16 protein-coding genes are annotated in these 23741 nt (G+C 44.3%); 1 reads left to right on the forward strand and 15 read right to left on the reverse strand.

From position 1 onward, the window contains the following. Positions 1 to 9 precede the first annotated feature (9 nt). From ODU50_RS04320 to ODU50_RS04340, 5 genes are all read right to left on the reverse strand, one after another. A complete protein-coding gene (locus ODU50_RS04320) occupies positions 10 to 939 on the reverse strand; it encodes a sugar ABC transporter permease (protein ID WP_012775341.1) in 930 nt (309 codons plus the stop codon). A gap of 201 nt (positions 940 to 1140) precedes the next feature. Continuing rightward, entirely contained in the window at positions 1141 to 3021 is a 1881-nt protein-coding gene (locus ODU50_RS04325; RefSeq protein ID WP_161947053.1) for a beta-N-acetylhexosaminidase, read from the reverse strand. A gap of 12 nt (positions 3022 to 3033) precedes the next feature. Then, entirely contained in the window at positions 3034 to 3900 is an 867-nt protein-coding gene (locus tag ODU50_RS04330; protein WP_105152979.1) for an ROK family protein, read from the reverse strand. Further along, on the reverse strand, positions 3881 to 6553 hold the full coding sequence (locus ODU50_RS04335) for an alpha-mannosidase (RefSeq protein WP_105152978.1): 2673 nt from the start codon (positions 6551 to 6553) through the stop codon (positions 3881 to 3883). The genes ODU50_RS04330 and ODU50_RS04335 overlap by 20 nt, the downstream gene beginning before the upstream one ends. 1 nt (position 6554) lies before the next feature. Beyond that, entirely contained in the window at positions 6555 to 7841 is a 1287-nt protein-coding gene (locus ODU50_RS04340) for a glycoside hydrolase family 125 protein (RefSeq protein WP_105152977.1), read from the reverse strand. Positions 7842 to 8409: 568 nt separating this feature from the next. On the opposite strand from ODU50_RS04340, the gene ODU50_RS04345 reads away from it, so the two are divergent. Further along, on the forward strand, positions 8410 to 10551 hold the full coding sequence (locus ODU50_RS04345; protein ID WP_105152976.1) for a GH92 family glycosyl hydrolase: 2142 nt from the start codon (positions 8410 to 8412) through the stop codon (positions 10549 to 10551). A 39-nt stretch (positions 10552 to 10590) separates the two neighbouring features. Here ODU50_RS04345 and ODU50_RS04350 read toward each other — a convergent pair whose 3' ends face one another. The 10 genes from ODU50_RS04350 to ODU50_RS04395 form a co-directional block, all read right to left on the reverse strand. Next, complete coding sequence (locus ODU50_RS04350) at positions 10591 to 13209, reverse strand: bacterial Ig-like domain-containing protein (RefSeq protein WP_398581331.1); 2619 nt, start codon at positions 13207 to 13209, stop codon at positions 10591 to 10593. Between the two features lie 93 nt (positions 13210 to 13302). Then, positions 13303 to 15066, reverse strand: coding sequence for a YSIRK-type signal peptide-containing protein (locus ODU50_RS04355; RefSeq protein ID WP_398581332.1), 1764 nt, complete (start codon positions 15064 to 15066; stop codon positions 13303 to 13305). A 245-nt stretch (positions 15067 to 15311) separates the two neighbouring features. Next, positions 15312 to 15710: a Mini-ribonuclease 3 gene (locus tag ODU50_RS04360; RefSeq protein WP_105134026.1), complete on the reverse strand. Its 399-nt coding sequence runs from the start codon at positions 15708 to 15710 to the stop codon at positions 15312 to 15314. Then, positions 15703 to 17046 carry a cysteine--tRNA ligase gene (gene cysS / locus ODU50_RS04365; protein WP_105152975.1) on the reverse strand — a complete coding sequence of 448 codons (1344 nt, stop codon included), beginning with the start codon at positions 17044 to 17046 and terminating at the stop codon, positions 15703 to 15705. The genes ODU50_RS04360 and cysS overlap by 8 nt, the downstream gene beginning before the upstream one ends. A gap of 293 nt (positions 17047 to 17339) precedes the next feature. Beyond that, positions 17340 to 17957 (reverse strand): serine O-acetyltransferase, encoded by a 618-nt coding sequence (gene cysE, locus ODU50_RS04370; protein ID WP_024400199.1) that lies wholly within the window; start codon positions 17955 to 17957, stop codon positions 17340 to 17342. A 53-nt stretch (positions 17958 to 18010) separates the two neighbouring features. Beyond that, positions 18011 to 20230 carry a polyribonucleotide nucleotidyltransferase gene (gene pnp / locus ODU50_RS04375; protein WP_105152974.1) on the reverse strand — a complete coding sequence of 740 codons (2220 nt, stop codon included), beginning with the start codon at positions 20228 to 20230 and terminating at the stop codon, positions 18011 to 18013. A gap of 251 nt (positions 20231 to 20481) precedes the next feature. Beyond that, positions 20482 to 20751, reverse strand: a complete 270-nt coding sequence (locus ODU50_RS04380) for a type II toxin-antitoxin system RelE/ParE family toxin (protein WP_105152973.1) — start codon at positions 20749 to 20751, stop codon at positions 20482 to 20484. Positions 20752 to 20798: 47 nt separating this feature from the next. After that, complete coding sequence (locus tag ODU50_RS04385; RefSeq protein WP_105152972.1) at positions 20799 to 21083, reverse strand: type II toxin-antitoxin system RelB/DinJ family antitoxin; 285 nt, start codon at positions 21081 to 21083, stop codon at positions 20799 to 20801. A gap of 208 nt (positions 21084 to 21291) precedes the next feature. Next, positions 21292 to 22323 carry a MupG family TIM beta-alpha barrel fold protein gene (locus tag ODU50_RS04390; RefSeq protein ID WP_238145648.1) on the reverse strand — a complete coding sequence of 344 codons (1032 nt, stop codon included), beginning with the start codon at positions 22321 to 22323 and terminating at the stop codon, positions 21292 to 21294. Then, entirely contained in the window at positions 22313 to 23740 is a 1428-nt protein-coding gene (locus ODU50_RS04395; RefSeq protein ID WP_012775345.1) for a PTS transporter subunit EIIC, read from the reverse strand. Before ODU50_RS04395 ends, ODU50_RS04390 begins: the two co-directional genes overlap by 11 nt. Position 23741: the final 1 nt, after the last annotated feature.

Consider the following 23741-nt stretch of genomic DNA (forward strand, 5'->3'; position numbering starts at 1 on the left):
ACTCCCCTCCTAGAATAAGGCTGATTCCTTATCAAAGCGACGAACAATCAGGTTGGTCACTACCACCAAGATACAGCCGACAACAGATTGATAGAGGCCTGCCGCGATAGCCATACCGATGTCCCCTGTTCCTGCAATTCCACGATAAACGTAGGTATCAAGGACTTGAGTCACATTGAAGAGAGGACCTGAATTTTTCGGAATTTGATAGAAAAGGCCAAAGTCTGCTCGGAAGATATTTCCGACAGCCAGAATCGTTAAAATAGTCATCAGAGGCATTAACTGAGGAAGGGTGACATAGCGGATGCGTTGCCACTTGGTCGCTCCATCCACAATCGCAGCTTCATAATAGGTTGGGTCAATACCCATAATGGTTGCATAATAAATAATACTGTTGTAGCCCAAACCCTTCCAAATCCCTAAGAAAAGCAAAATGAAGGGCCAATAGGTCGGTGTGCTGTACCAGTTGATAGGATCCATCCCCATTCCTTTGAGAATATTGTTTATCAATCCTTTATCTGGACTCAAAAATGCGTAAACGAAGAAACTGATAATGACCCAAGAAAGGAAATAAGGGAACAAGGTTGTGGTCTGGTAGATCTTTACCAGCTTCTTCGACCGCATCTCACTAAAGATAATGGCAATACCTACTGCAAAAATCAGTCCTAGCACGATAAAACCAAGATTATATAAGATGGTATTTCTTGTGATGATATAGGCATCGGATGACTGAAATAGAAATTTAAAATTATCCAATCCTATCCACTTACTTTGTATGAGGCTATCCCAAAAACCGTTACCTGTATGGCGATAGTCCTTAAAAGCAATCACATTGCCAAATACTGGAATATAGAAAAATAGAATGAGCCAGATGACTCCTGGCAATACCATTAGGAAAAAAATGGCATTTTGTTTTAGATTTTTTATGAGGTCTTTCATCATAGCTCCTTTCTATTATGAACCTTTACATTATTAGTTTACTCCTGATTGGGCCAACTGTGAATTGCCACATTATAGGCAAAATTCTACAAATTATAGGTGTATATAACAACCGATATATCTTCTGTAAAAAACAAAGAAAATCTGGATTGCCAATCAACATTTGCATAAAAAATCGAGCCCTTTCGAGCTCGAATATCACTAGGTTGTGTAGATGGTTGAAGCCGTCGCAATAATCTGCCATTGGTTGGCAGTTGTCGCACGAAAGCCCTTGTCCTGATGGAAGTCATCGTAAGGGAGAAGAGGCACTTCTAGTTCATCTAGTTTAGGTACTTCATTGTTCAGATAGGCTTGCAACCGCTGGATTGCTCGGCGAATGCGGGCATCCAAGCCCCCTAGGCGAATGTCCACCGTATCCAGACCAAACACCTTCTTCTCTACCATCCATTGGTAGCTGAGCGCCTGATAGAAGCTTTCTAGGTCTATTCTTAGTTGCTGCAAACCGTCCACTTGCTCTGCCAAGACCTGACGATTTCCTTCCTGATAGGCCTGACGAATATGTGCTGATATAGCTGCCTTGGTCGCCAAAACCTGACACAACTTAGCCTGGGTATCAAAGAGATAGGCATATCCCTTGGCTCGCGTTCCAATCTCTGCCAATCTAGGCGCTAATTCCTGATAAAAGGCACTGTCTTTTTCGGCATCAATATGCTCTTGCAACAAGGGGCAGAGAATATCCTGATACAAGATGTAGCGACTGGGATTGAAACCGTGATGACCTGGACCAGGGTGGCTAGGTGTCTTATTTGGCAAATCCAATTGCAGGAAGTCATCTAGGGAAACTTGGTGTAGTTGATAGAAATGCTCAGCTAAATGCTCCAAATTTCCTCGGTACTGGAGTTCTGCCCAAGCATGAAGACTCGGCAAAATCGAGAAGATGGCGCATTCCCCACCATTATCTCCCCAGGCGGTCACTGTCACTTCTTGGACACCATACTCTTGGCAGGCGGCATGGGCTTCTGGCGCAATCCGCATACTGAAATCATTATCAGGAGTAAAACCAATCCACTTCCAGGCACCACTTGCAAAGGCAATCTGTTCTCCCAACTGCTGATGACTTACTAGTTTTTGAGCATAACTCTCACGACTGGTCTGATAGTAATCCCAATAAATCAAGGTCACTCTGTCCTTGAGACGATCCAAATAAGCCTGAATTTCCGAGTCAATTTCCAACTGACCGGTGTAATCCTTGCTCGCTGTCAATAACTGGAAGAACATATCACTCCACATACTACAATGGAAACCATACTTGTCAGCAATATCCAAGACCCGTTCCAAGTGTTGACACATAATCAGACTTCGTTTCTGATAGCCATGTTGATTGAGGTATTGTCCCAGCCCAACCAAGTGGGCCTCATCCATACCGATGTTAATGGTCCGTGTTTTCAGATGGGACAAGGCCTCAAACATCTTATCAATCAAGGCATAGGTCCTCTCATCTCCAATCAAGAGAATATTGTCCACATCTCGAATGGCCTGAATAGATGATATATTCCACTTGAGGTAGGCAATCAGATGGGCCAAGGTCTGGATACAGGGAATAAATTCCATACCGTAACGGTGGCACTCCTCCTCAATAGCCTGCAATTCTTCTCTTGTATAGGCCCCTCGGAAATAGCCAAAATAGGGTTCCTCACGCAGTTGGTAGGTATCTTCCATATAAAGTTGGAAATGGCTGTAGCCCATCAAGGCCAGTTGTCTAATCAAGATCTTACTGGCTTCAACCGTCAGGACAGCATTTCGAGAACAATCTTCCATAAAACCGAGTTGACGGTAGGCAGGTCTTTCCTGGATCTGTATATCAGTCTCGCCCTGAGCCAACTGACTGGCCAAAACAAGCAAGCCTCGATAAATCATGTGTTCTTTAGGCGCACGGATACGGTAAGAACCTGCTGAACCTTCAATCCGCAAACTCTCCTTGCCATCGACTTCAAGTTCTAACTGGCAATCCAAACCCAGCCCAGAACAAATCTCTTCCAAGGCCCCCTCCGACTGCTGTAACGAATGGTTTATCTGTAACATGATCATTTCTCCTTATTGTAGGGTCTTCATATAAGCGCCCATGAGATTGGCATCCTGCTGATAGTGACAGGCACGAATAGCAGGTAGATAAGGAAATTCTTCTGGATATTCCTTTTGAATAGCCTCTAGTTGCTCCTGAACAGCTTGAATGAAGACTGGATTCTGGCTGATAGAGCCGCCGATAGCCAGCACTTCTGGTTCCAGGAAATAGGAGATATTTAAAATGCCATAGGCCAGATTGCGTGTCATTTCTTCAATGGCTAATTGACAGACCTCATCTCCCTGTTCTGCTAGTTCAAAAACCCGCTTCCCGTTCCAATCTTCCACAGCTTCCTCATACTGACTAGCAACCTGTCTGACCAAACTTCCAGTAGAAGCAAGTTGGGACCAGTTTTTGAGAGATCCCTTTCCAGTAGCAATCAGCATATAGCCAAATTCACCACCGAAACCTTGTTTCCCACGGATGAGTTTTCTATCCACAATCAAGGCACCACCGATACCCGTCCCACAGACAACACAGACAAAGGTCGATAACTGGTCATCAACAGCCAATTCACTCAGACCGACACAATTGGCATCATTTTCCAAATAAACTGGACAGCCATACTGACTTAATAACTCATACCAAGATACACCATGGATATAAGGAACGGCACTCAGCCCCTGGATAACACCTGTTTCAAGGTCTACCGCTCCAGGTATACTGAGGGAAATGGCCGCCAAGCCGTCTACCGGCTGAATAAGACTGTCCATAAGCGCCAACAATTCTGCTAAGCTGGCCGGTGTTGGCCATTCCTGTCGATGGTTGATCTGCTTATCTGAACCAATCAGGGCCGCCTTTATGCCCGTACCTCCAATATCAAAACAGGCTACTACCATATTCTTTCTCCTTTTCAAAATAGCCAATAACCTCTGTTCGGATTGCCTGAGGTTCAATCCTAACCGGCAAAACCTCTAGTGGTTCTTCTAGCAAATCAACCCCTTCAGTCCACTCGCTCCAGCCTGCTAACTGCTCCTGGCTCATATTGTAATAACGGAGCAGAATGCGGTCCGAAGTCTCTGCCACCTTCAAAGAAGTCACGCATAAGCGGTCCTCTTCCAGTGCTGGATGGCTCAAAAACTGATGATCACACGGCAGATTCCCACTATGGCTGGTCAGTTGTTTGGTTAGCAGGTGTCCTTGGAAGGCTTGCGCTCTTTGGAAGCTGGCAAAACCCTCCTCTACTGGGCAAATTTCAAGGGCATAGTCCAACTGACATTCCCTCAAACACTGGGCTTCTGGTGTTGGGAAGTAGCCCCAATCTCCCAGCTCTCCAGTCGCACGAAGTAGTGTCAAAGCTATCTTGCCCCTGTCTAGGATTTCATACTCATGTAGGCCCTTGCTCGAAACGGTCATGGCTTGTCGACCATCTGATAGACAAATAAAACTACGATGACGCTGAGGATTGGACGGATTTTCCCAAGCTGGATGAGGCTGATTTGGACGTTCAACGACTTCAAAGATGGAATCCGCCAAGTGGTTCTCAGCTTCTATACCAATATCAAAGACTGCTCGTAAGCGATGGTCCTTGATTTGATTGTGGAAATTGGTCTGGATGCGAATTTGTGGTTGATGGCGGTAGAGGGTCAGATAGGTGGTAAGGAGCAGGTCTTTCTTTTCCTGACTCCTTTGAGAGGTTCGATGTTTAAATTCTACCAGGCGCTTCTGTTCATCTTCCAGACTTGTTTCCATAGCTATTGGCAGTCGCAAACGGTGAATGACCTTGGCAATGCTGACTGCTTCTGTTTGGTAGACAAGTTCAAAGTCCTCTATCTGACCATAGATCAGTTGATTATTCTTAGGCGCCATAAAGATGTATTCATTGCCCAAATCTCCACAATCTTCAAACCGTAGCCAGTCTTTATAGGCTTGACCCGTTCTCTTGTCTTCTAGTAAGAGCTGACCATCCACCACGTCAATACGGTAGTAATCACTCTCAAACTGTTCACTTAAACTGCTATTCACCCTAGTGTCACCAATCGGCTTGACTTGATAGGTCTGCCATGAAAATGGTGCCTGATTTTCCACTACAAAGCGGACACGAATCTGGCGGGCAAAATTAGCAGAGCGAAAAGCATCTTTTGGTAAATCGTAGCGGAAGTTGACACCTAGATCTTCAATGGTTGCCTCAAGCTCTTGCCCTTGACTGGTAAAGAGGCCCAAGGCTGGCAGAGAAATAGCTGCCATGGATTGGAAATGTTGTTCTAACTGCCCATCTCGGAAATCTTCCTGTTCAACAAGCAAATCAACCTCCACAAGCTGGGTTTGTCGGCAGGCTGTAGTATTGAAAACCGTAAATAGTAAGCCGTCTAGCTGACTCGAATCCACCTGCTTTTCCCACCTGTCTAGGGAGCGCTGGCTCAGGAAATGAGCGACTTGCTTGACCTTCTTAAAGCGAGTTTCCATCTCACTATGCACCTGGTCTACGCTACAGCCACAGATGCTATCATGGGGGGCATTCTGCAACAAGAGTTTCCAGGCATAGCGCAACTCATCTCTCGGCACCTTATCTCCTGTCATCACCACCAAGGGTTCTACAACTTGTTCCAAGAGCTGGCTGGCTTGGTCATTGGCCTGCTTGAGATAGATTCTCGAAGAGGCCGTATTTGCCAAGGTGTACCAGCCATCTGTTTCCTGGCTAGTCAATTCTCCCTTGACACAGCTTAGGTCTATTGGTAACTCCTCCTTAACAGCTGCTATGTATTCTTCAAAGCTTGAATGAACAAAGTCTATATCTGGATACAGTTTTCGGGCCAGTCGTAAAGCTTGGCTGAGATTTTTCTGGACCGGCTGGTGATCACAGCCATTCATCAGCAGATAGTGGGAGGTTGAAGCGTATTTGCGGACATCTGCCAATTTTTTCTCCCAAAAAACACGCGCTTCCTCCTCATCAACTGGGATTTCATTGCCATTGCTGTACCAGTTAGCAAATAAAATGCCCAGAACCTGACTGCCATCTGCCCCCTCCCAAATCATCTCCGAGAAAGTGGACTGGAATTGGTCATCTCCCAGAACCTGATTATCAAAGCCAACTGGTTTGACCCCACGACCAAACAAGGCCACATCTATACCAGCCTGACGCAGTAGCTGAGGAACCTGCCCCATATTTCCAAAAGTATCTGGATAGTAGCCAATCTTCGGAGCCCGTCCCCACTTCTTGCTTTCCAAGTGGCCCAGAAGGGTATTGCGCATATTGGCCTCGCTGGTAATGAGGTAATCATCCTGCAAGATGTAAAAGGGTCCAATAATCAGCCGACCGTCTTGAATGTATTTCTTCAGTAATTCCCGATTCTGCGGACGAATTTCCAGATAGTCATCTAGGACAATGGTCTGTCCATCCAAATGAAAACTCCGAAACTCAGGATCTGTTTCAAATAAGTCAAATAGGTCATCAAATAGCTCTACTAAGCGCATCCGATGTTCTTCCAAAGGAAGATACCACTCCCTATCCCAGTGGCTATGTGAAATAATATGAACCGTTTCTTTTCCCATTTTATTCCTCCGGTCGTATATCATAATAATCTAAAACCAATTCGCAAAACATCATATTTGCCCAGGAGAACCACTCTCTAGAGTAAAGTGTCGGATCATCCACATGGAAACTCTCATGCATCAGTCCTGTACCGCCATCACAGGCCACCATGGTATCCAATAAGCGCGCTTTTTCTTCCTTGTCATCCGTCGTCAATCCTTGAATAGCCAAGGCAATCGGCCAAATATAGCGATAGAAGGTATGACTGGAACCTAGACCTGCAGCATAGTCTCCCTCGTAGTAATAGGGATTTTCTTGACTTAAAATGGTCCGACGGGTTGCCAAATAGATAGGATCATCTTTGGAACAATATCCTAGATAGGGAGCCGCCAACAAGCTAGGGACATTGGGATCATCCATGATAGACTGATTGCCCAATCCGTCCACTTCATAAGCGAAAATGGTTTCTCCCGCCTGATTCTTGGTCAGCCCGAAGGTCCGAATCCCCTGGTCAATTTCCTGCGCCAACTGTCTGGCACCTTCAGCTAAATCTGAGAACTCCTCACTGGCAAACTGCTCTGCTATTTCCCCTAAATAGCCCAAGACGACGACCGCAAACATATTTGAGGGGATGAGGTAAGGGTAGATACAGGCGTCATCACTTGGACGAAAACCAGACCAAGTCATCCCTGTATAGGCGCAGGGAGCCCCTTTCCCTTGGTGCGTGAGGGTATCCTCTAGCCGGTCAGTATCCCGTTCAAAGCTATAAGGGGAGTTTTCATGGTGCTGCTCCAATTTCCAGAGTTGAACAATTTTTTCAGCTGCCCCAAAGAAGGTCTGGTTAAAATGGCTGGTTTTCCCTGTCGCTTTCCAAAGTAGGTAGGCTAGTTGAAGGGGGTAGCAGAGGGAATCCACTTCATATTTCCGCTCCCAAATCCAGGGCCCCATCTGAGTGTGGTCGATCTGGTGCCCCCGCCCATTGGCTGCCTGATTAAAGGCATTTGCATAAGGATCCATCAAAATAAAGGCCATTTGCCTCTCTACCAGACCTACAATCATCTGGCGCAATGTCTCATCTTTGCCTGCTAGGGCTAGATAGGGTTTGACCTGGGCTGTCGAGTCCCTCAACCACATGGCTGGAATGTCTCCTGTTAAGACAAATGTAGTCCCATCTTCCAGCTGACTAATGGTCCTATCAAGCGTATCCGTATAACACCTTTCAAATACACTCCCCCAACTTGGATGGTCTGCTGTTTTCTTCTGAATGCCTGTCAGCCACTTCTCTATGATTTCTTTTGTGTAAAACATGATTTCTCCTTTTCATCCTTTGCTCAGACTTCTTCCAACCTCTATCTGGCAAGTCCATATCATTTTCATTAGACACAAGGTTCCTAGTATCAGTCTATACAATTCCAAATGCAAATCCTATACACAAATTAAACGCATTTTTACACAAATATTGCCAGTTTTAGAAAACGCTTTCTTTTTACTCCCTTTCTCTATATAATTAGAATGACACTACTTGTTATCAATATAGTCTTTTAGTTTACTTTTAATACTCGCTTCAAAGGTTTGGGGAACCTTTGAAGGCTGGAGATAGTGCGAACCAAGTTCGCTTCAAAAGCCGCAGGCATAACTCAATACTTTCTTGCTTCTAGGTGACCAGCTGATGTACTTCGCTTTTTTGTTTTCAGGATCAGGTACGAATAGTTCACCGAACTATTCGTATCCCCCAGACTGTTTCAATCAGGCAAGGCGAGTTCCAACACTCCAGTGGAGTGTTGGAAGTTGGAAATAAGGAAACAACGTTTCCTCGATCGTCGAAGTAATAAAAGTCAACTAAATGACGATAAAATAAAAAAGAAAAGGATAACCTATGTATACCTCCATCGTTTCAACCATTGACACCCGCTATGGTACTTATAACTCACATGCCTTTTCAAACGGAAACACCCTACCATTGACAGGTACCCCTTTCGGCATGAATTATTTTGCTCCCCAGACCAGCAACCAGACTGGAAACTGGTGGTTCAATCCCTACGAACCTGTCTATCAAGGCATCCGCTTGACCCATCAACCCAGTCCTTGGTTGGGAGATTTTTCCTCCCTCCTATTGACGCCTGTCACAGGCGAATTAAGCCGAGATAGCCTCTTTCACCGTCAATCTAGCTACCAACTGGATCAAGCTGTTTTCCGACCTGACCTTCTTCAATTACAATCCAACCGCTATCGCTTGATAAGCCGTTTAGCTCCCAGCCGATACGGAGCTAGTTTTGAGATAGAATCTTTTGCTAACCAGCCTATCGGATTGGTCTTCTATTCATCTGGAAAATCCATTTATCGACTGCTCAATCCTCACCAACTCCTCATTCAGATTTTTCAGGTCAGCGCCTGCCAATCCCCTGATTTCTGCATGTATGCTCTCCTAGAATTTGAAGAGGAAATAACAGAATGTTACCATCTGGTCAAGGATCGCAAGATAGCTAAAACGGAAGTGGTGGGAGAAGATTTGCACCTTCGCATCAACTTCTCAAGCACTTCTATCAAGGGGCGTTTGGCTACTTCTTTTATCAGCCCTGAGCAGGCCGCCTTTCTATTGAAAGATGTTCCTGACTTCTCCCAAGCCCAAAAACAAGCGGAAAGCACCTGGAACCAACTACTGGGCCGTGTTCAGATTCGTGACAAAAAAACAGAAGACATCAATTTCTTCTACCACTGCCTCTATCGTTGCCTACTTTACCCACAGACTTTCTATGAACCTAGTCCTGATGGACAAGCCATTCATTTTGACCCCATCAGCAACCAGGCCAAACTAGGTAAATTTTTCACCAACAATGGCTACTGGGACACCTTCCGTTCCTCCTATCCCCTGCTGGCACTTATCTACCCAGACTATTTGGAAGAGTTTCTCCACGGCATTCTCCAACACTATCGAGATACTGGATTTTTACCCAAATGGCTATCGCCAGACGAGCGCGGTATCATGCCAGGAACTCTTGTAGATGGAGTCATTGCTGATGCGGCCTGCAAGGGACTTGTTCCTCATTTGATGGAAGATTTTCTCCAGGCCATGATTGAAACCAGTCAAAAGACCGATGCGGATCAACGTTACGGCCGCCATGGTAGTCAGATTTACCGCCAGTTAAACTATCTTCCCCTTGATTTCAACGAATCTGTGAGCCATTCTCTTGATTATGCCTACAGTGATTGGGCTATCAGCCAAGTAGCAGAAAAACTGGGGCAGGACCAACTGGCTAAGCAATACGCTCAAATATGCCTCGGCTACCGACAGTTATTCGATAGCCAAACAGGTCTCATGCGTGCCAAGGATAGACAGAAACAATTCCGAGCAGATTTTTCCCCTCTAAGCTGGGGAAGAGACTATGCCGAATGCTCTGCCCTACAGGCAACCCTGTCCGTCTTTCATGACATCGATGGACTGATAGAATTGATGGGCGGAAAAGAAGCCTTTACCAACTATCTAATCCAGCTCTGTAATCAGGAGCCCTATTTCTCACCAGAACAATACGGCTACGAAATCCACGAAATGTCGGAAATGGCGCAAGTCAATCTCGGTCAGCTTGCTATTTCAAATCAACCGAGCTTCCATATCCCTTACCTTTTCCAATGGTCCACAAAACCAGAGTACACTAGTCTACTCATTCACAAAATCAGACAAACAGCTTTCAAGACAGGTTTTCAAGCCTATCCAGGTGACGAGGATAACGGTAGCCTTTCAGCCTGGTATATTTTCTCCTGTCTAGGCTTCTATCCTGTCTGTCCCGGAAAAGCTGACTACCAAATCGGACTACCGCATTTTAAGGAAGTAGACTTGCTGCTTGCAGATCAACACAAGCTGACCATTTCTACTCCAAAAAGCGATGCAAATTTCCAGTTTGTCAAGAAAGTTTCATTAGACAAACAAGTCGTCCAAACCATCAAGCATGACCAACTGATAAAATCAAACTGCCTGGAATTTGACCTATCCATACTTCCAAGTAAGGAGGCATACTCTTAGAAAAATGAATAGTCAGGGAGCAACCCCTGACTATTTATTTTATTCACCTTGCTTTCTGGGCTTAGCTAACTGAGATAGGCCAGCCAAAGCCACACCAACTAACCCAAGAAGGACATACTTCTCCTGATAGGTATCACCAGTTTGTGGAAGACCGCTCTTCTGCAGAGAAGCATCTCTGATCTGCTTTTCAACCTGCGGGCTATTTTCTACCATTAAAGTCTTCTCCTGCTGGATAGGCAAACCGCTGCCGACCTCCACTATTTTCGGCTGACTCTCATCAGCAACTGTTCGTGAATACAGCTCGCGACGGCCATCACTATAGACTAGGTGAGCTACCATCATTTGACCATCAGCCCCCTCCTGAACAATTCGCTCTTTGCCCAGTGGCAAATCAGTGCTGGTCCGTTTGATGACTTGTCTCGGCACCAGCTCATAGGTCAAATCCATCCTCGGTTTTTCAGGAGCCAGTAAATTCTTAGATTCCATCGAATCTCTTGTACCGACATGCGTTACCAGACTAGACTGTTCAAACAAATCAGTCCATTCATTGAGCAGCTCCTTCATCTCATCTGGACGAATACTATCTGAACCCAAAATTTTCTCAGTTTTTTCAAGTAAAGAACTCAGCTCAGAAGAATTTATAGGCGTATCTATTCCTTCCACCTCTTGGATTAGCTGATTGAGACGCCCAAGATCTGCTTGGTAAAGTTTCTCCCCATCCAGCTCTCCTAACTGTTTCTCTAAAAGAGTTTGAGCGGCTTCAACCTGCTCGACTGTCCGATTGGTATCTGCTACCACAGACTGAGCTTCTTCCAAGGCAGTTTGCAAGGCAAGTTGTGTCTGCTCACTAGAATAGAGATAGACTGTTTGGGTTTGTAGAGCCTCAATTTCTGCTATTTTCTGCTTTAGATACTCATCATTGACGATTGGCTTCGGTGAAACAAGGACATCAAATGAAGTCTCCAAACCTGCATACCGCAAACCTAGGCTCTGACGCCCCTCTTTACGGGAATCGAAACCAACAATTTCTACTCCAGCTTCTGTCAAAGAGAAGGACTGAGTTGACTCATCATCATAGATAATAGCAAATCGACCATTTGTAACATCCAAATCATCTCCTACAACATACTGCACTTTTGGTAACTGTTGGATTTCTAGACCGACTGCTTTTTTCTCACCTTGGGCTATATCTTCAACAACATATACCGTCAGTGGCTGAGCAAGTGTTTCGCCTAGATAGGAAACGGTCAATGTTTGTTCACCTAATTTTTGCGGATCAAATCCCCTTACTGTAACTGCCGGATTAGTAGTATTCACCCGTTCAGCAGGCCAATCTCCTTCAAAAGCTACACGGAATTGTGCTCCTGCAAGCGATAAAGGACTACCTTGTCGGTAAACTTTTTTCTCTAGGGGAGCTATCCATTCCATCGCTTTCACGACTTTTTCACCTTGCGGTACGCGAATGGCCAATAGATTGCTCCAATCCTTTCCTTCCTCCAGAGTACGGTAGTAAATGAACTCTGGCAGGGACTCAAAGCGAATCGGGTCGAATATAAGATTTCCTGACTCTGTCGATTCCAATTCTGCCAGTGGTTTTACGGCATCTGGACTAGAATAAAGCGCTATTTTCCGATTGGCAGGGACATCCTTGAAACCTACTTGAATCTGATGATTACCGAGATGGCGAGCAACAGCATGGGTCATCGGAATATTTGGTGTCTCCATGTCCAATTCTTCATACATGCGCCAATTATAAATACGAATGGCCTTCCAAGGAGTGCCATTATCAGAAGTCAAGACATCCAAACGCCATTCCTGCGCTCGAATTGGCTTGTCCAATACGATGTCTGTCACATGATCACGATTGCCACGAACTTCTTTGGCTAACACCCAATCACCATTCTCATTTTTATAATAGAGATCGAAATCCTTGGTGTTCATTAAGCCATCATTGACCGATTCACCACCTGCACCAGCATGATCCATAGCCCATCGCACGACTGTCCGAGGTTGGGTCAAACGAATATCTACATGGCCACTCAACTGATGGGAAGACCATTTATCTGACAGACTGGTAATGGTCCCATTCAACATGCCCTCAATGCCTTCTCCACCTTCTTTTTTAGCAAAACTTGAACCGATGACTTCTGCTCCGAGAACAATGTTTTCTGCCAATGGTTTAGGAAGGCTAGTATCTTTCACCGTCATTTCCCAATCAAAGATAAACTCCCCTGCCTCCGAACGCAAACCATTTTTCCCAACGGCATGAACTTTCAAAGCTTGGGTTCGACCTTCTGCCTGAGCAGAACGAACAAGCTGAGGGAGGTAAATCCTTGTATTAGAAGAACCTGTCAGCAATTTCCACTGTCCGTCAACCTGCGCATATACTTCATAATAATCTGCATCATCTGTCCCTGTAAAGCTAATCACAGCTTCAGCATCTTGGGCATTCTTCAATCGCTTAGCAAGGACTTGGCCATCTTTCGGTGCAGTAGGTGAAGTTTCTTGGTCATAAATAGCCAACTGCCCTAAACGAAAATCAAAATCCGACAGCGCTGCTTCATTTTCAACAACCACTTGGATACCGTACACTGTCTTTCCTGCCAGACTAGATAAATCAAAGGTCTGATCTTGCCAATCTCCTGATAGTTTAAGCAAGCGCCACGCTTCTTTATTCGCAAATTGATAATCTGGTTCAAGCGCTAGAGCTAGGGAGATATTTGCACCTTGCCCTCCTTTGTGCGCAACCCTTCAACGACTTGTTTCTGATAGAGGAATCTTGGTGGAATACAACTTAACTTCCTGCTTACCATTTTTTTCCAAATCGCCTGTAAAACGAAGAGAGTTGCCCCCATTATAGGCATCATCAAAATCATAAGCCGCAGCAAGCTTTTCACCACTTGCTTCAATCCACCACCGCCAGGTTGGTAAAATACCAGACACAGAGCGATAATTCCATTCCCCATCTTTGGCAACCTTGCCATCTACAAACCATTTTTTCCCGTGCCCTGTATTAAAGGAACTATTGAAATTACTGCTTGTAATAGCCGTCTTATCCGCAATGAGATTGGCCAAGCCATACCAATTTTTATCCGAAGGTTTCTGTTTGGTTGGATCACCTTGATAGCCTGTAAAGAAGATATTCTCATTCTCATGATAATCCTCACCCGTCGCACCCAAACTTGTAATAGTATCTGGCGCAAACAGACCGAGTGATAATTTCAATTTCCCATTTTCATCAAACAGAGCATCCCAGTTAATTTGCGTTTTGTAAGAGCCTCCCCGTTGCAATTCAAACCCAGCAAAAATATCAAATGGATCTCGACCGATTCGTTTCGCCACTTCGATTGAATAGTTATTTTTCGCCCGTGTCCAGTTAAAATTCGCAAAGAAACGATCCGCAGGGACCTTGTCTCCTTCCTTTTCCATAAACGGATAGTTGTACTCACCCAAACCATCTTCGTGATAGCGACCATATTCGTAGGTCATGGCATCATACCAAGAATACGTAATCGGATAACCAATCGATTCTGCATATTCCTTGGTATAGAGCATGAAGTTTCTCATTGTTTCCCCTAGTGGTTGAACCATGCTTCCTGTAGTCTCTTGATTAATGAAATAACCATCGAAACCATAGTATTTTGCCATATCTACCAATTTACGAGCAACAGGAAAACTTCCATCAGGATCCTGTCTCATAGAAGCCACAAACTTCTCTTGGTCTTCAATACTACTGGACCAATTGTAGAAAATCGTTCCCAAAACAGGCACACCATTGCGGTGTCCAGCATCAATAACGTCTGGGCTAGGAATCAAGCCTTCCCAAAACACCATTGAATCAATATACTGCCAATAATCAAAAGCATAGGCTTTAAACTCTTCTCCCCCAACAGAGGCATGGTCTTTCGCCTTAGAGTTGGTATTTGAAAGAGCTTCTACCTTTGCATTCTCATTGGCTCTCTCGTTGACGACATGCCCTCTAAAGCGCTCAACCAACTCTACAGAAGCGCGGTTCAAATCATCATCTGGACGAGCCCCCGGCTCCCAAGCAAGCACCTGATCCCAGTTATCAAACTTAATCTCTTTCGGACGAATTCCTTGATCCTCTACCTGAGGAAAATCAGAAAGCAACAGACCAGAATCCGAAGAAGCCACCTCCTTATCTTCCGCTTCCTCTGTGTCCTCTAGTTTATTTTCTGGATTATCAGACGGAGTTGAAGGCAGTTTTTCTTCTCTACTATCTGATACAGATGCTTCTCCATTCAACTCTTCGGTCACCGCTTTCTCATCTGCTGAAATCGGTGATATTCCTTCCTCAGCTTCGGTCTTTTCCACATGTTCGTTCCCTACCGAAGAGAGCTCAACAGCTGGCTCTGACAAGCTGTCCACATTTTCTAGCTGGTCCGCAGAAACCTGTGCTCCAAATAAGGTCGCACCAATCAAAACAGAACAGGCACCTATTGTAAATTTTCGAATACCGAATCGCTCACGTTTGTCGAAATCACATTTTGTCATATTTTCCTCCTACACAATTGTAGTGCAACAGCTGTTCTCACTTTCCTCCTTTCCAGATCATAGTTGGCACATGCTACCTTTGATAGAACAGCTATAACACGAAGTTTATCTGGTTTTATTAATTCCATTGTACAGAGGAAAAATATGACCTTCAAGCCCTCATGGTCCCCTTCTTTAAATCAGATAAAAAGAACTTTAGTTTAGAGAAAACAAAAAAGAGGAAGTTTCCCTCCTCATTGTCTTAGTTAATTATTTTCTACAAACTCAATACACCAGCCCACCAGTTCATCCAAGCGTTCCATCTGCTCGGTCATGTGCAAATAGCCCAAAACCGCCTCAAAACCTGTGGACATTCGATAGGTGACTACGTCCGCATTCTTGGCCTTGGTGTGGCTATTGGCATTACGCCCCCGCTTGTAGATTTCTTCCTCTTTTTCGGTCAATAGCTGAGCTTCTAAGAGGGCAGAAATCAGGCTTGCCTGAGCCTTGGCCGAGACGTATTTGTTAGCCTCACCGTGCAATTGATTGGGCTTGGTCAGCCCCTTGAAAATCAAGTGCCGTCTGATATACATGGAATAGACGGCATCCCCTTCAAAAGCCAGGGCAATTCCATTGATGAGATTGACATCTACTGCCTTAGTCACGTGTCCACCTCACACCATCCTTGGTATCCAAGAGCTTGATGCCCTGGGCTGCCAATTCATCACGAATACGGTCAGCCGTCGCAAAGTCCCGATTGGCACGCGCTGCTTGACGTTCTGCTATCAAGGCTTCAATCTCGCTGTCCAAGACTTCTTCTTCAAAGACAATACCGAACACTTGCAGCATGTTTCCAAAGGCTTCTTTTACAGTTTCATCGTAGTTGCCTGAGTTGATCCATTTGGCAAAGTCAAAGATAGCCGTAATCCCATTTGCCGCATTGAAATCATCATCCATTGCCGCTTCAAAGGCCGACAGATGTAATTCAAGAACCGACTTATCCACAGAGTTTTGCACAGGTTGTGTATAAGTATTTTTCAGATATTTGAGATTGATTTCCGCATCTGAAATAGCCTTCTCAGTGTAGTTGAGTGGACGGCGGTAGTGCTGGGTAGATAGGAAGAATCGCAAGACCTGACCATCAATTTGTTCCAACATATCATGGGCTGTCAGGAAATTGCCCAAGGACTTGGACATCTTCTCATCATTGATATTGAGCATGGCATTGTGCATCCAGTAATTCGCAAAGGTCTGACCTGTCTTGCACTCAGACTGGGCGATTTCATTGGTATGGTGAGGGAATTCCAAGTCCGCACCACCACCGTGAATATCAATGGTATCTCCCAAAATCTCTGTCGCCATAACCGAACACTCGATATGCCAACCTGGACGACCTGCTCCCCAAGGACTTTCCCAAGAAACTTCGCCTGGCTTGGCAGTTTTCCACAGGGCAAAGTCGAAAGGATGCTCCTTCAATTGACCTTCTCCCTCAACACGACCAGAAGCCCCAGCTTCTAGGTCAGACAAGGTTTTGTTGGCCAAACGAGCATAGTTTTCAGCCTTTTCCACACGGAAATAGACATCTCCAGAAGCTTCATAGGCGTACCCCTTGTCAATCAAAACCTGCACAAAATCAATGATTTCATCCATATAGTCGATAACCCGAGGGTTTTTGGTAGCTGGTTTGACACCTAACTTTGCCACATCTTCCTTGAAAGCTGCGATAAACTTATCAGACAGTTCCTTGGTTGTCATGCCTGCTTCATTAGCAGCTTTGATAATCTTGTCATCCACATCCGTAAAGTTAGAAATGTAAGCTACATCAAAGCCACGGTATTCAAAATAGCGGCGGATGGTATCAAAAGCCACGACACTACGGGCATTTCCGATATGGATATAGTTGTAAACCGTCGGACCGCAAACATACATCTTGACCTTCCCCTCTTCCAAGGGCACAAAGTCACGCAAACTGCGGGTCATGGTATCGTAAATTTTAATCATAGTTTCTCCATTACTTCTGAGTATTCTTTAGGACTTGATACTTTTGATACAATTTTACTAGCCAATAAGCTGTCACTGCCAGCCAAATCATCCCTAGCTGCCAGTTTCCTTGGGAAAACTTAAGGATAGATAGAATTGTTCCAGCGATGGAGGTCAACACATAAGGCCAGTTTTGTCTTACTAATTTTTTTAACATGATGTACTTTCTAATTTTCTTGCAACGGTCTTATCCGTCGGTTCAATAACTGCAGGACTTGGTTCAAATTCTTCTAGAAGCATATCAACCTTCTTTCCTACAAATGCGACGAATGGTGGCTGGCTTCTCGTAATTCTGCAAGCTTAGTCGTGTAGTGTTCACGGCCATCTTCCATGTCATGAATGACCTTCTCATCTTTTTGACCATGCACACGGACAATCTTAGCTGGCATACCGACCACTGTCACATCTGCTGGAACATCGGCTAGGACAACGGCAGCTGCACCCACTTTAGCATTTTCCCCGATTTCAACAGGTCCAATAACCTGTGCGTGTGCAGAGACAAGGGCACCCTTTCGGACAGTTGGATGGCGTTTGCCCGTATCCTTTCCTGTTCCACCAAGCGTTACGCCGTGGTAAAGCATGACTCCAGACTCAATAATAGCTGTCTCACCAATAACCAAACCAGCTCCATGGTCAATGAAGACTCCCGAAGCAATTTCGGCACCTGGATGAATCTCAATATTGGTCCAAAAACGCCAAAATTGGCTGTGCATCCGAGCCAGGAGCTTGAAACCTTTTTTCCACATCCAGTGGGATAGACGGTGGGCCGCCAAGGCCTTGACACCAGGGTAAGTCAAAAGGACTTCCAAGGTCGTCCGTGCTGCCGGATCTTTTTCTTTTACAATCTCAATGGTGTCCTTCCACCAACCCATAGTCACTCCTTCTAGCGAGAAGACAAGCCCGCTACCGAACTTGTCTACTCAGCTTATTTCTTTTCAACCTTGTGGAATTTGAATTCACCAAAGTTGTTATCTTTTTTCTCTTTGTTGTCTTTATGACGGCGTGGTCTGTCAGAACGCTCGCGTTTTTCTGGCTCCACATAACCTTCTGGTTTTGGAAGAAGAGCCTTCATAGAAGCATCAATACGTCCTTTATCATCAATCTTGATAACTTTAACATCGACAATATCGCCGATTTCAACTAGGTCTTCTGGTTTATTGACACGAGTCCAAGCCATTTCAGAAACGTGGACGAGAGCATCAGTCTTGTCAAAGAGGTTGACAAAGGCACCGAATTTCTCCAAACGGACAACTTTTGCCTGGAAGACTTCGTCCACTTTTGCCTCACGAACAAGACCTGCGATGATTTCCTTGGTCCGCTCAATCGCATCGCGATCTGGTGAGAAGATCGCCACAAGACCGTCTTCGTCAATATCAATTTTCACGCCAGTTTCTGCAATAATCTTATCGATGGTTTCGCCACCCTTACCGATAACAATCTTGATCTTATCTACATCAATCTTGATAGTGTCAATCTTCGGTGCAGTTGGTGCCAAGTCAGGACGAACTTCTGGGATCGTCGCTTCGATGACATCAAGGATTTCAAAACGTGCCTTCTTAGCTTGTGCTAAGGCTTCTTCCAAGATTTGCGGTGTAATACCGTCAATCTTGATGTCCATTTGAAGGGCTGTGATACCGTCACGAGTACCTGCCACCTTGAAGTCCATGTCGCCAAAGTGGTCCTCAAGACCTTGAATATCGGTCAAAACGGTGTAGTTGGTGCCGTCTGAAATCAGACCCATAGCAATCCCTGCAACTGGTGCCTTGATTGGCACACCACCTGCCATGAGGGCAAGGGTACCAGCTGTGATAGAAGCCTGTGATGAAGAACCGTTTGATTCCAAGACTTCTGCTACCAAGCGGATAGCGTAAGGGAAGTCTTCCAAGCTAGGCAATACCTGCTCAAGAGCACGCTCACCAAGAGCACCGTGACCAATCTCACGACGACCTGGTGCACCATAACGACCAGTTGAGCCCACTGAATATTGTGGGAAATTGTAGTGGTGCAAGAAGCGTTTCTTGTACTCATCATCCAAACCATCGATAATTTGAGTTTCACCCATTGGTGCCAAGGTCAAGACCGAAAGGGCTTGCGTTTGACCACGGGTAAAGAGACCTGAGCCATGAACATTTGGCAAGAAGTCTACTTCTGCATCCAAAGGACGAATCTCATCAACACGGCGACCATCTGGGCGGACCTTGTCTTCTGTAATCAAACGACGAACTTCTGCGTGCTCCATGAGTTCCAAAATTTCATGGACATCCCGCATGATGCGGTCAAATTCCTCGTGTTCAGCGTATTTTTCTTCGTAGGCTGCGATGACGGTCTCACGAACGGCATTGGTCGCATCTTCACGGGCCAATTTTTCTTCTACCTGCACCGCTTTTTTCAAATCGTCATTATAAGCTGCGACAATCTCAGCCTGTAATTCTGGATCAACTTGAAGAAGCTCGACATCTGCCTTTTCCTTGCCGACTGCTGCTACGATTTGATTTTGGAAATCCAAGAGTTCTTGAATAGCCGCATGACCTTTGAAGAGTGCCTCCAACATGATGTCTTCTGACAATTCTTTGGCACCAGACTCTACCATGTTGATGGCGTCCTTGTTACCAGCTACTGTCAAGTCAAGGAGAGACTCTTCCATTTGAGCCTTATCAGGGTTGATGATGAGTTCACCATTGACATAACCAACCTGCACACCTGCGATTGGACCGTTGAAAGGAATGTCTGAAATCGCAAGAGCCAAGGACGAGCCAAACATAGCTGCCATTGGAGCAGAGGCATTTGGATCGTAAGAAAGCACTGTGTTGATGACTTGAACTTCGTTACGGAAGCCTTCCGCAAACATTGGACGGATTGGACGGTCAATCAAACGAGCTGTCAAGGTCGCATCGGTTGACGGACGGCCTTCACGCTTCATCCAGCCACCTGGGAATTTCCCTGCGGCATACATTTTTTCTTCATAGTTGACTTGGAGCGGGAAGAAATCACCCGTTGCCATTTTCTTGGACATAACTGCCGCTGTAAGGACTGTCGAGTCGCCATAGCGAACAACAACCGCACCATTGGCTTGTTTGGCAACCTGGCCAGTTTCAACGACCAATTTCTTGCCAGCAAAAACCGTTTCAAATACTTGTTTTGACATGAATTGTCTCCTATTTCTTCTGAAATTTTTCTTGCGTGTTTTCTACAAAAGACAATCAAACAAGCTTGTTTCACTCTCTTTTGCACAAAACCACGCATACTTCTTATTTTATCATATTTGACGGAAAATGTGGGGAATTGAGGAAGGAATTTGAGGGAAAATCTAACCTGCTATATAAACAACCGAACGAATCGAATACTCTTCAATCCAACGAAGAACACCCAGCTTTTCTGAGTGTTCTTTTGTGTATTCTATTTGAACAATCTCATATAGTCGCTCTTGCTTGCGACAAGATAGCGAACGTTTACGACCTTTTGTGCTTCATCAATGTTATAAATAGCTATATAATCCTTTTTGATTGGTAGTCCTCGCGTCAGCTGACCTGGGACTAGCGGTCGTTCATCTGCGTTAAGACCTCGCTCTGGGAATATTTCAAGGCTTCTAAGTCCTGCTATTAGCACTTGGATTTTTTTGTCCGCAGCATCAGGACTTTTTAGTTCTTCCCTGATGTAGCTGCGAATGTCAGCTAGTTCCTCATATTATAGCTAGAGGTAGGTTTACTTGGTACTTATCCAAAAAGCTTGGTCTCCATTTCATCCAATGATAGATAGTTGCCCGCATTCATTTCAGCTACATTTTTCATCACTTCTGCTTGCAGTTCGGCAAATAGTCGCTCTTTTTCCAGTTCTTCACTTTTAAGCCCAATTTCTCCTGTTACTACAATATTTTTGAGAAACAGGTTGAGGGCCTGGGGCATGGTCATATTTTGACTTGCCAAGACCTCTTTTGCTTCTTCTACAAGTGATTTTTCTGATTGAAAGTTAATCAATTTCTTTTCAGCTGTTAAGGACATAAGATGATGCCTCTTTATATTTTTCTTTATTGTAGTCTTTATATCTCAAAAAATCAACCAATAATCCTCTACAAAGTCTTTGATTTCAGAAAAGTCCAGCTTTTCTGAGTGCTACACTTCCATAATGGGACATGAGAAAACTGCCGATTCACACTGCTTGGAGGTCTTTATGCTACCGATTATTCATTTCTCAGACCGAGTACTCGTTTTATATAAAGGTAAAATGAAATGGATGTTTCACAAAATCTAACAAAGGGATATCGCTTTCATGGACATGGCCAACAACCATTTGGCGGTCGTCCTGAGGCAAGTCGACCAAACAAATTTCTAGTTCTGATTGATAGCGAAGAAACTGTTCATTAGCAAGAACAATATCTCCTCGTTTTCGATGACTTGCTGGCCCTTGAATTGCATATCCTTTTAACTGAGCCCTTGAATGGCTAGCACGTATGACATATTCACTGGCATCAATTCTATTTTCGAAATTCATTCCCTTCAATTGCTTTGGAAACTGCGCTGATAGGGCTATTATACCCTTTGTCAAATATGAAAATCTTTCTAATGAAGCACTCGATAAGGCATTATCCCCAATACAAACATAATCACTTTCACAACACATCAAACAATCGAGTGCGGCTTGAATTGGAGGCAACGCTCTATGTTCTTCAACGGTTGGAAGTCCTTCAAAAAGCGGAAAACGCTTGTTATCTCCAGGAATAAAGGTGATGACTTTTATTCCACAAGAGTGTAGCCGACTATTTAGATCACGGACACTACTTCCCCCTAAACCTGTATAAGGCTTAGGATAATAATTATGACATGCCAAAACTTTTGTTTTCTCAATACCAACGTCCATCATCTTCCTTAAAAAATCATCTGACAATGTAGATGCATTTAAGACAAGTAAAAAGTCTTCCGACAATGATTTCATGACTTCAATAGTAATTCCATCATCAATCCTAAGTGCTTTAATACCGAGCTTTTTAATCCCTTCATTCCCATATCGCTTCAAACTATCTTGATTGATATCCATAATCAAGGTCAGCCCTTCTCGTTGACATTTTGTTACAATATGACGAATCTTTTCGTCTCCCTTCTCTTCTTCATTTATATTAAGCGAAGAGAAAACAAAGGAAAATCCTGCATTTTGATATTCTATAAACCACTTTTCCGAATTAGCAAATGAGTTAGATAAATAGAGTGAAAAACCGAAACGACTGAAAAAATCATTAACTTCCATATACGGTCTCAATTCTATCTTCATCCACACCAAAGAACCAAGTTAGTACAAAACCACCTACATATGCAGCCAGCATCGCTATAACAAATTGCAGTTGGCTTCCAGGTACCATGATTAACAGTCCAAACAAACCAGAAACTCCTTGAGATACAGTCCCTAAATGGAATAACACTGCCAAAATACCGCCAAAACCTGAACCTAAACAAGCGGTTAGGAAAGGTTTGCCCAATGGCAAAGTGACGGCGTACATCATCGGTTCACCAATTCCCAAGATTCCGACTGGAATAGAATCTCGTGTTAGTTGTTTCAACTTTTTATTTTTTGTTTTCAAAAAGAGTGCTAAACCAGCTCCGACTTGTCCACCACCTGCCATCATCAAAATAGGCAAGAGATAATTTATACCACCTGTTGGCCCAGATGGATCATTCAACAAAACATGTATTGGAGTCAATGCTTGGTGTAGTCCAACTGATACCAATGGTAAGAAGCCTGCTGACAAAATATACCCACCTACTATACCTAGCTTCTCATATACAAAATTTAATCCACTATAGATAGCTGTGGTTAACACCTCTCCAAGAGGCTGAATGACTAACAAAGCAACCAGTCCACCCAATATTACTGTACAAAGAGGAGTCAAAAAAGTGTCTAAAAAACTTGGCATATATTTTCGGATATTTCTTTCTAGAAATGCAAAGAAAATCCCAACAAATAGAGCCGCTAGCAAACCGCCTGCACTAGGTGAGAATGCCTTGTCCACAAAAGGTAATAAAATTGATTTGTCATCCACTACTGTCAACAAAGGCATTGAAGGAACTGCCACAGACATCGCTCCGGCCATTGCTCCCAAAATCGGACTTCCTTTAAATTCTTTCGCCGCATTCATTCCAACATAGATTGGCAAAAAAGTAAAGAGTCCCCAACTCATAGTCCTAATACATTGATACCACCATTCCATTGCAAAAGCATTCCCGGTTGATACATTAATGACATTTGTAATCCCATTTATCAAACCTGCCGCAATTATACCAGGTAATATAGGTATAAAAATATTAGCAATTTTTTGCAAGAATCGTTGAACTGGCTTGTCGTACTTCTCTTTATTTATCCTTTTATTTGTAGCAGCAACATCCGCTGTTGTGTAATCTTCTTCAACACTTCCCAATGATATACCTGTCAGTTCTGAAAATGCTTGGCCAACCTTTGTCACTGTTCCAGGCCCAAAAACAATTTGAAGTGTATCTGCCTCAACAACTCCCAAAACCCCTTCTATGTTTTTGAGACTATCAAGGTGAACCAGCTTGTCATCTCGTAACTGTAAACGAAGTCGTGTCATACAAACCGCATTCCCAAGGATATTTTCCCTGCCACCAACATTTTCAAGAACTTGCTTTGCAACATCTTTCGTATTTTTCATT

Origin of the sequence: Streptococcus sp. 2020WUSS084, assembly GCF_044427445.1 — a bacterium.
Classification (GTDB): Bacteria; Bacillota; Bacilli; order Lactobacillales; family Streptococcaceae; genus Streptococcus; species Streptococcus suis.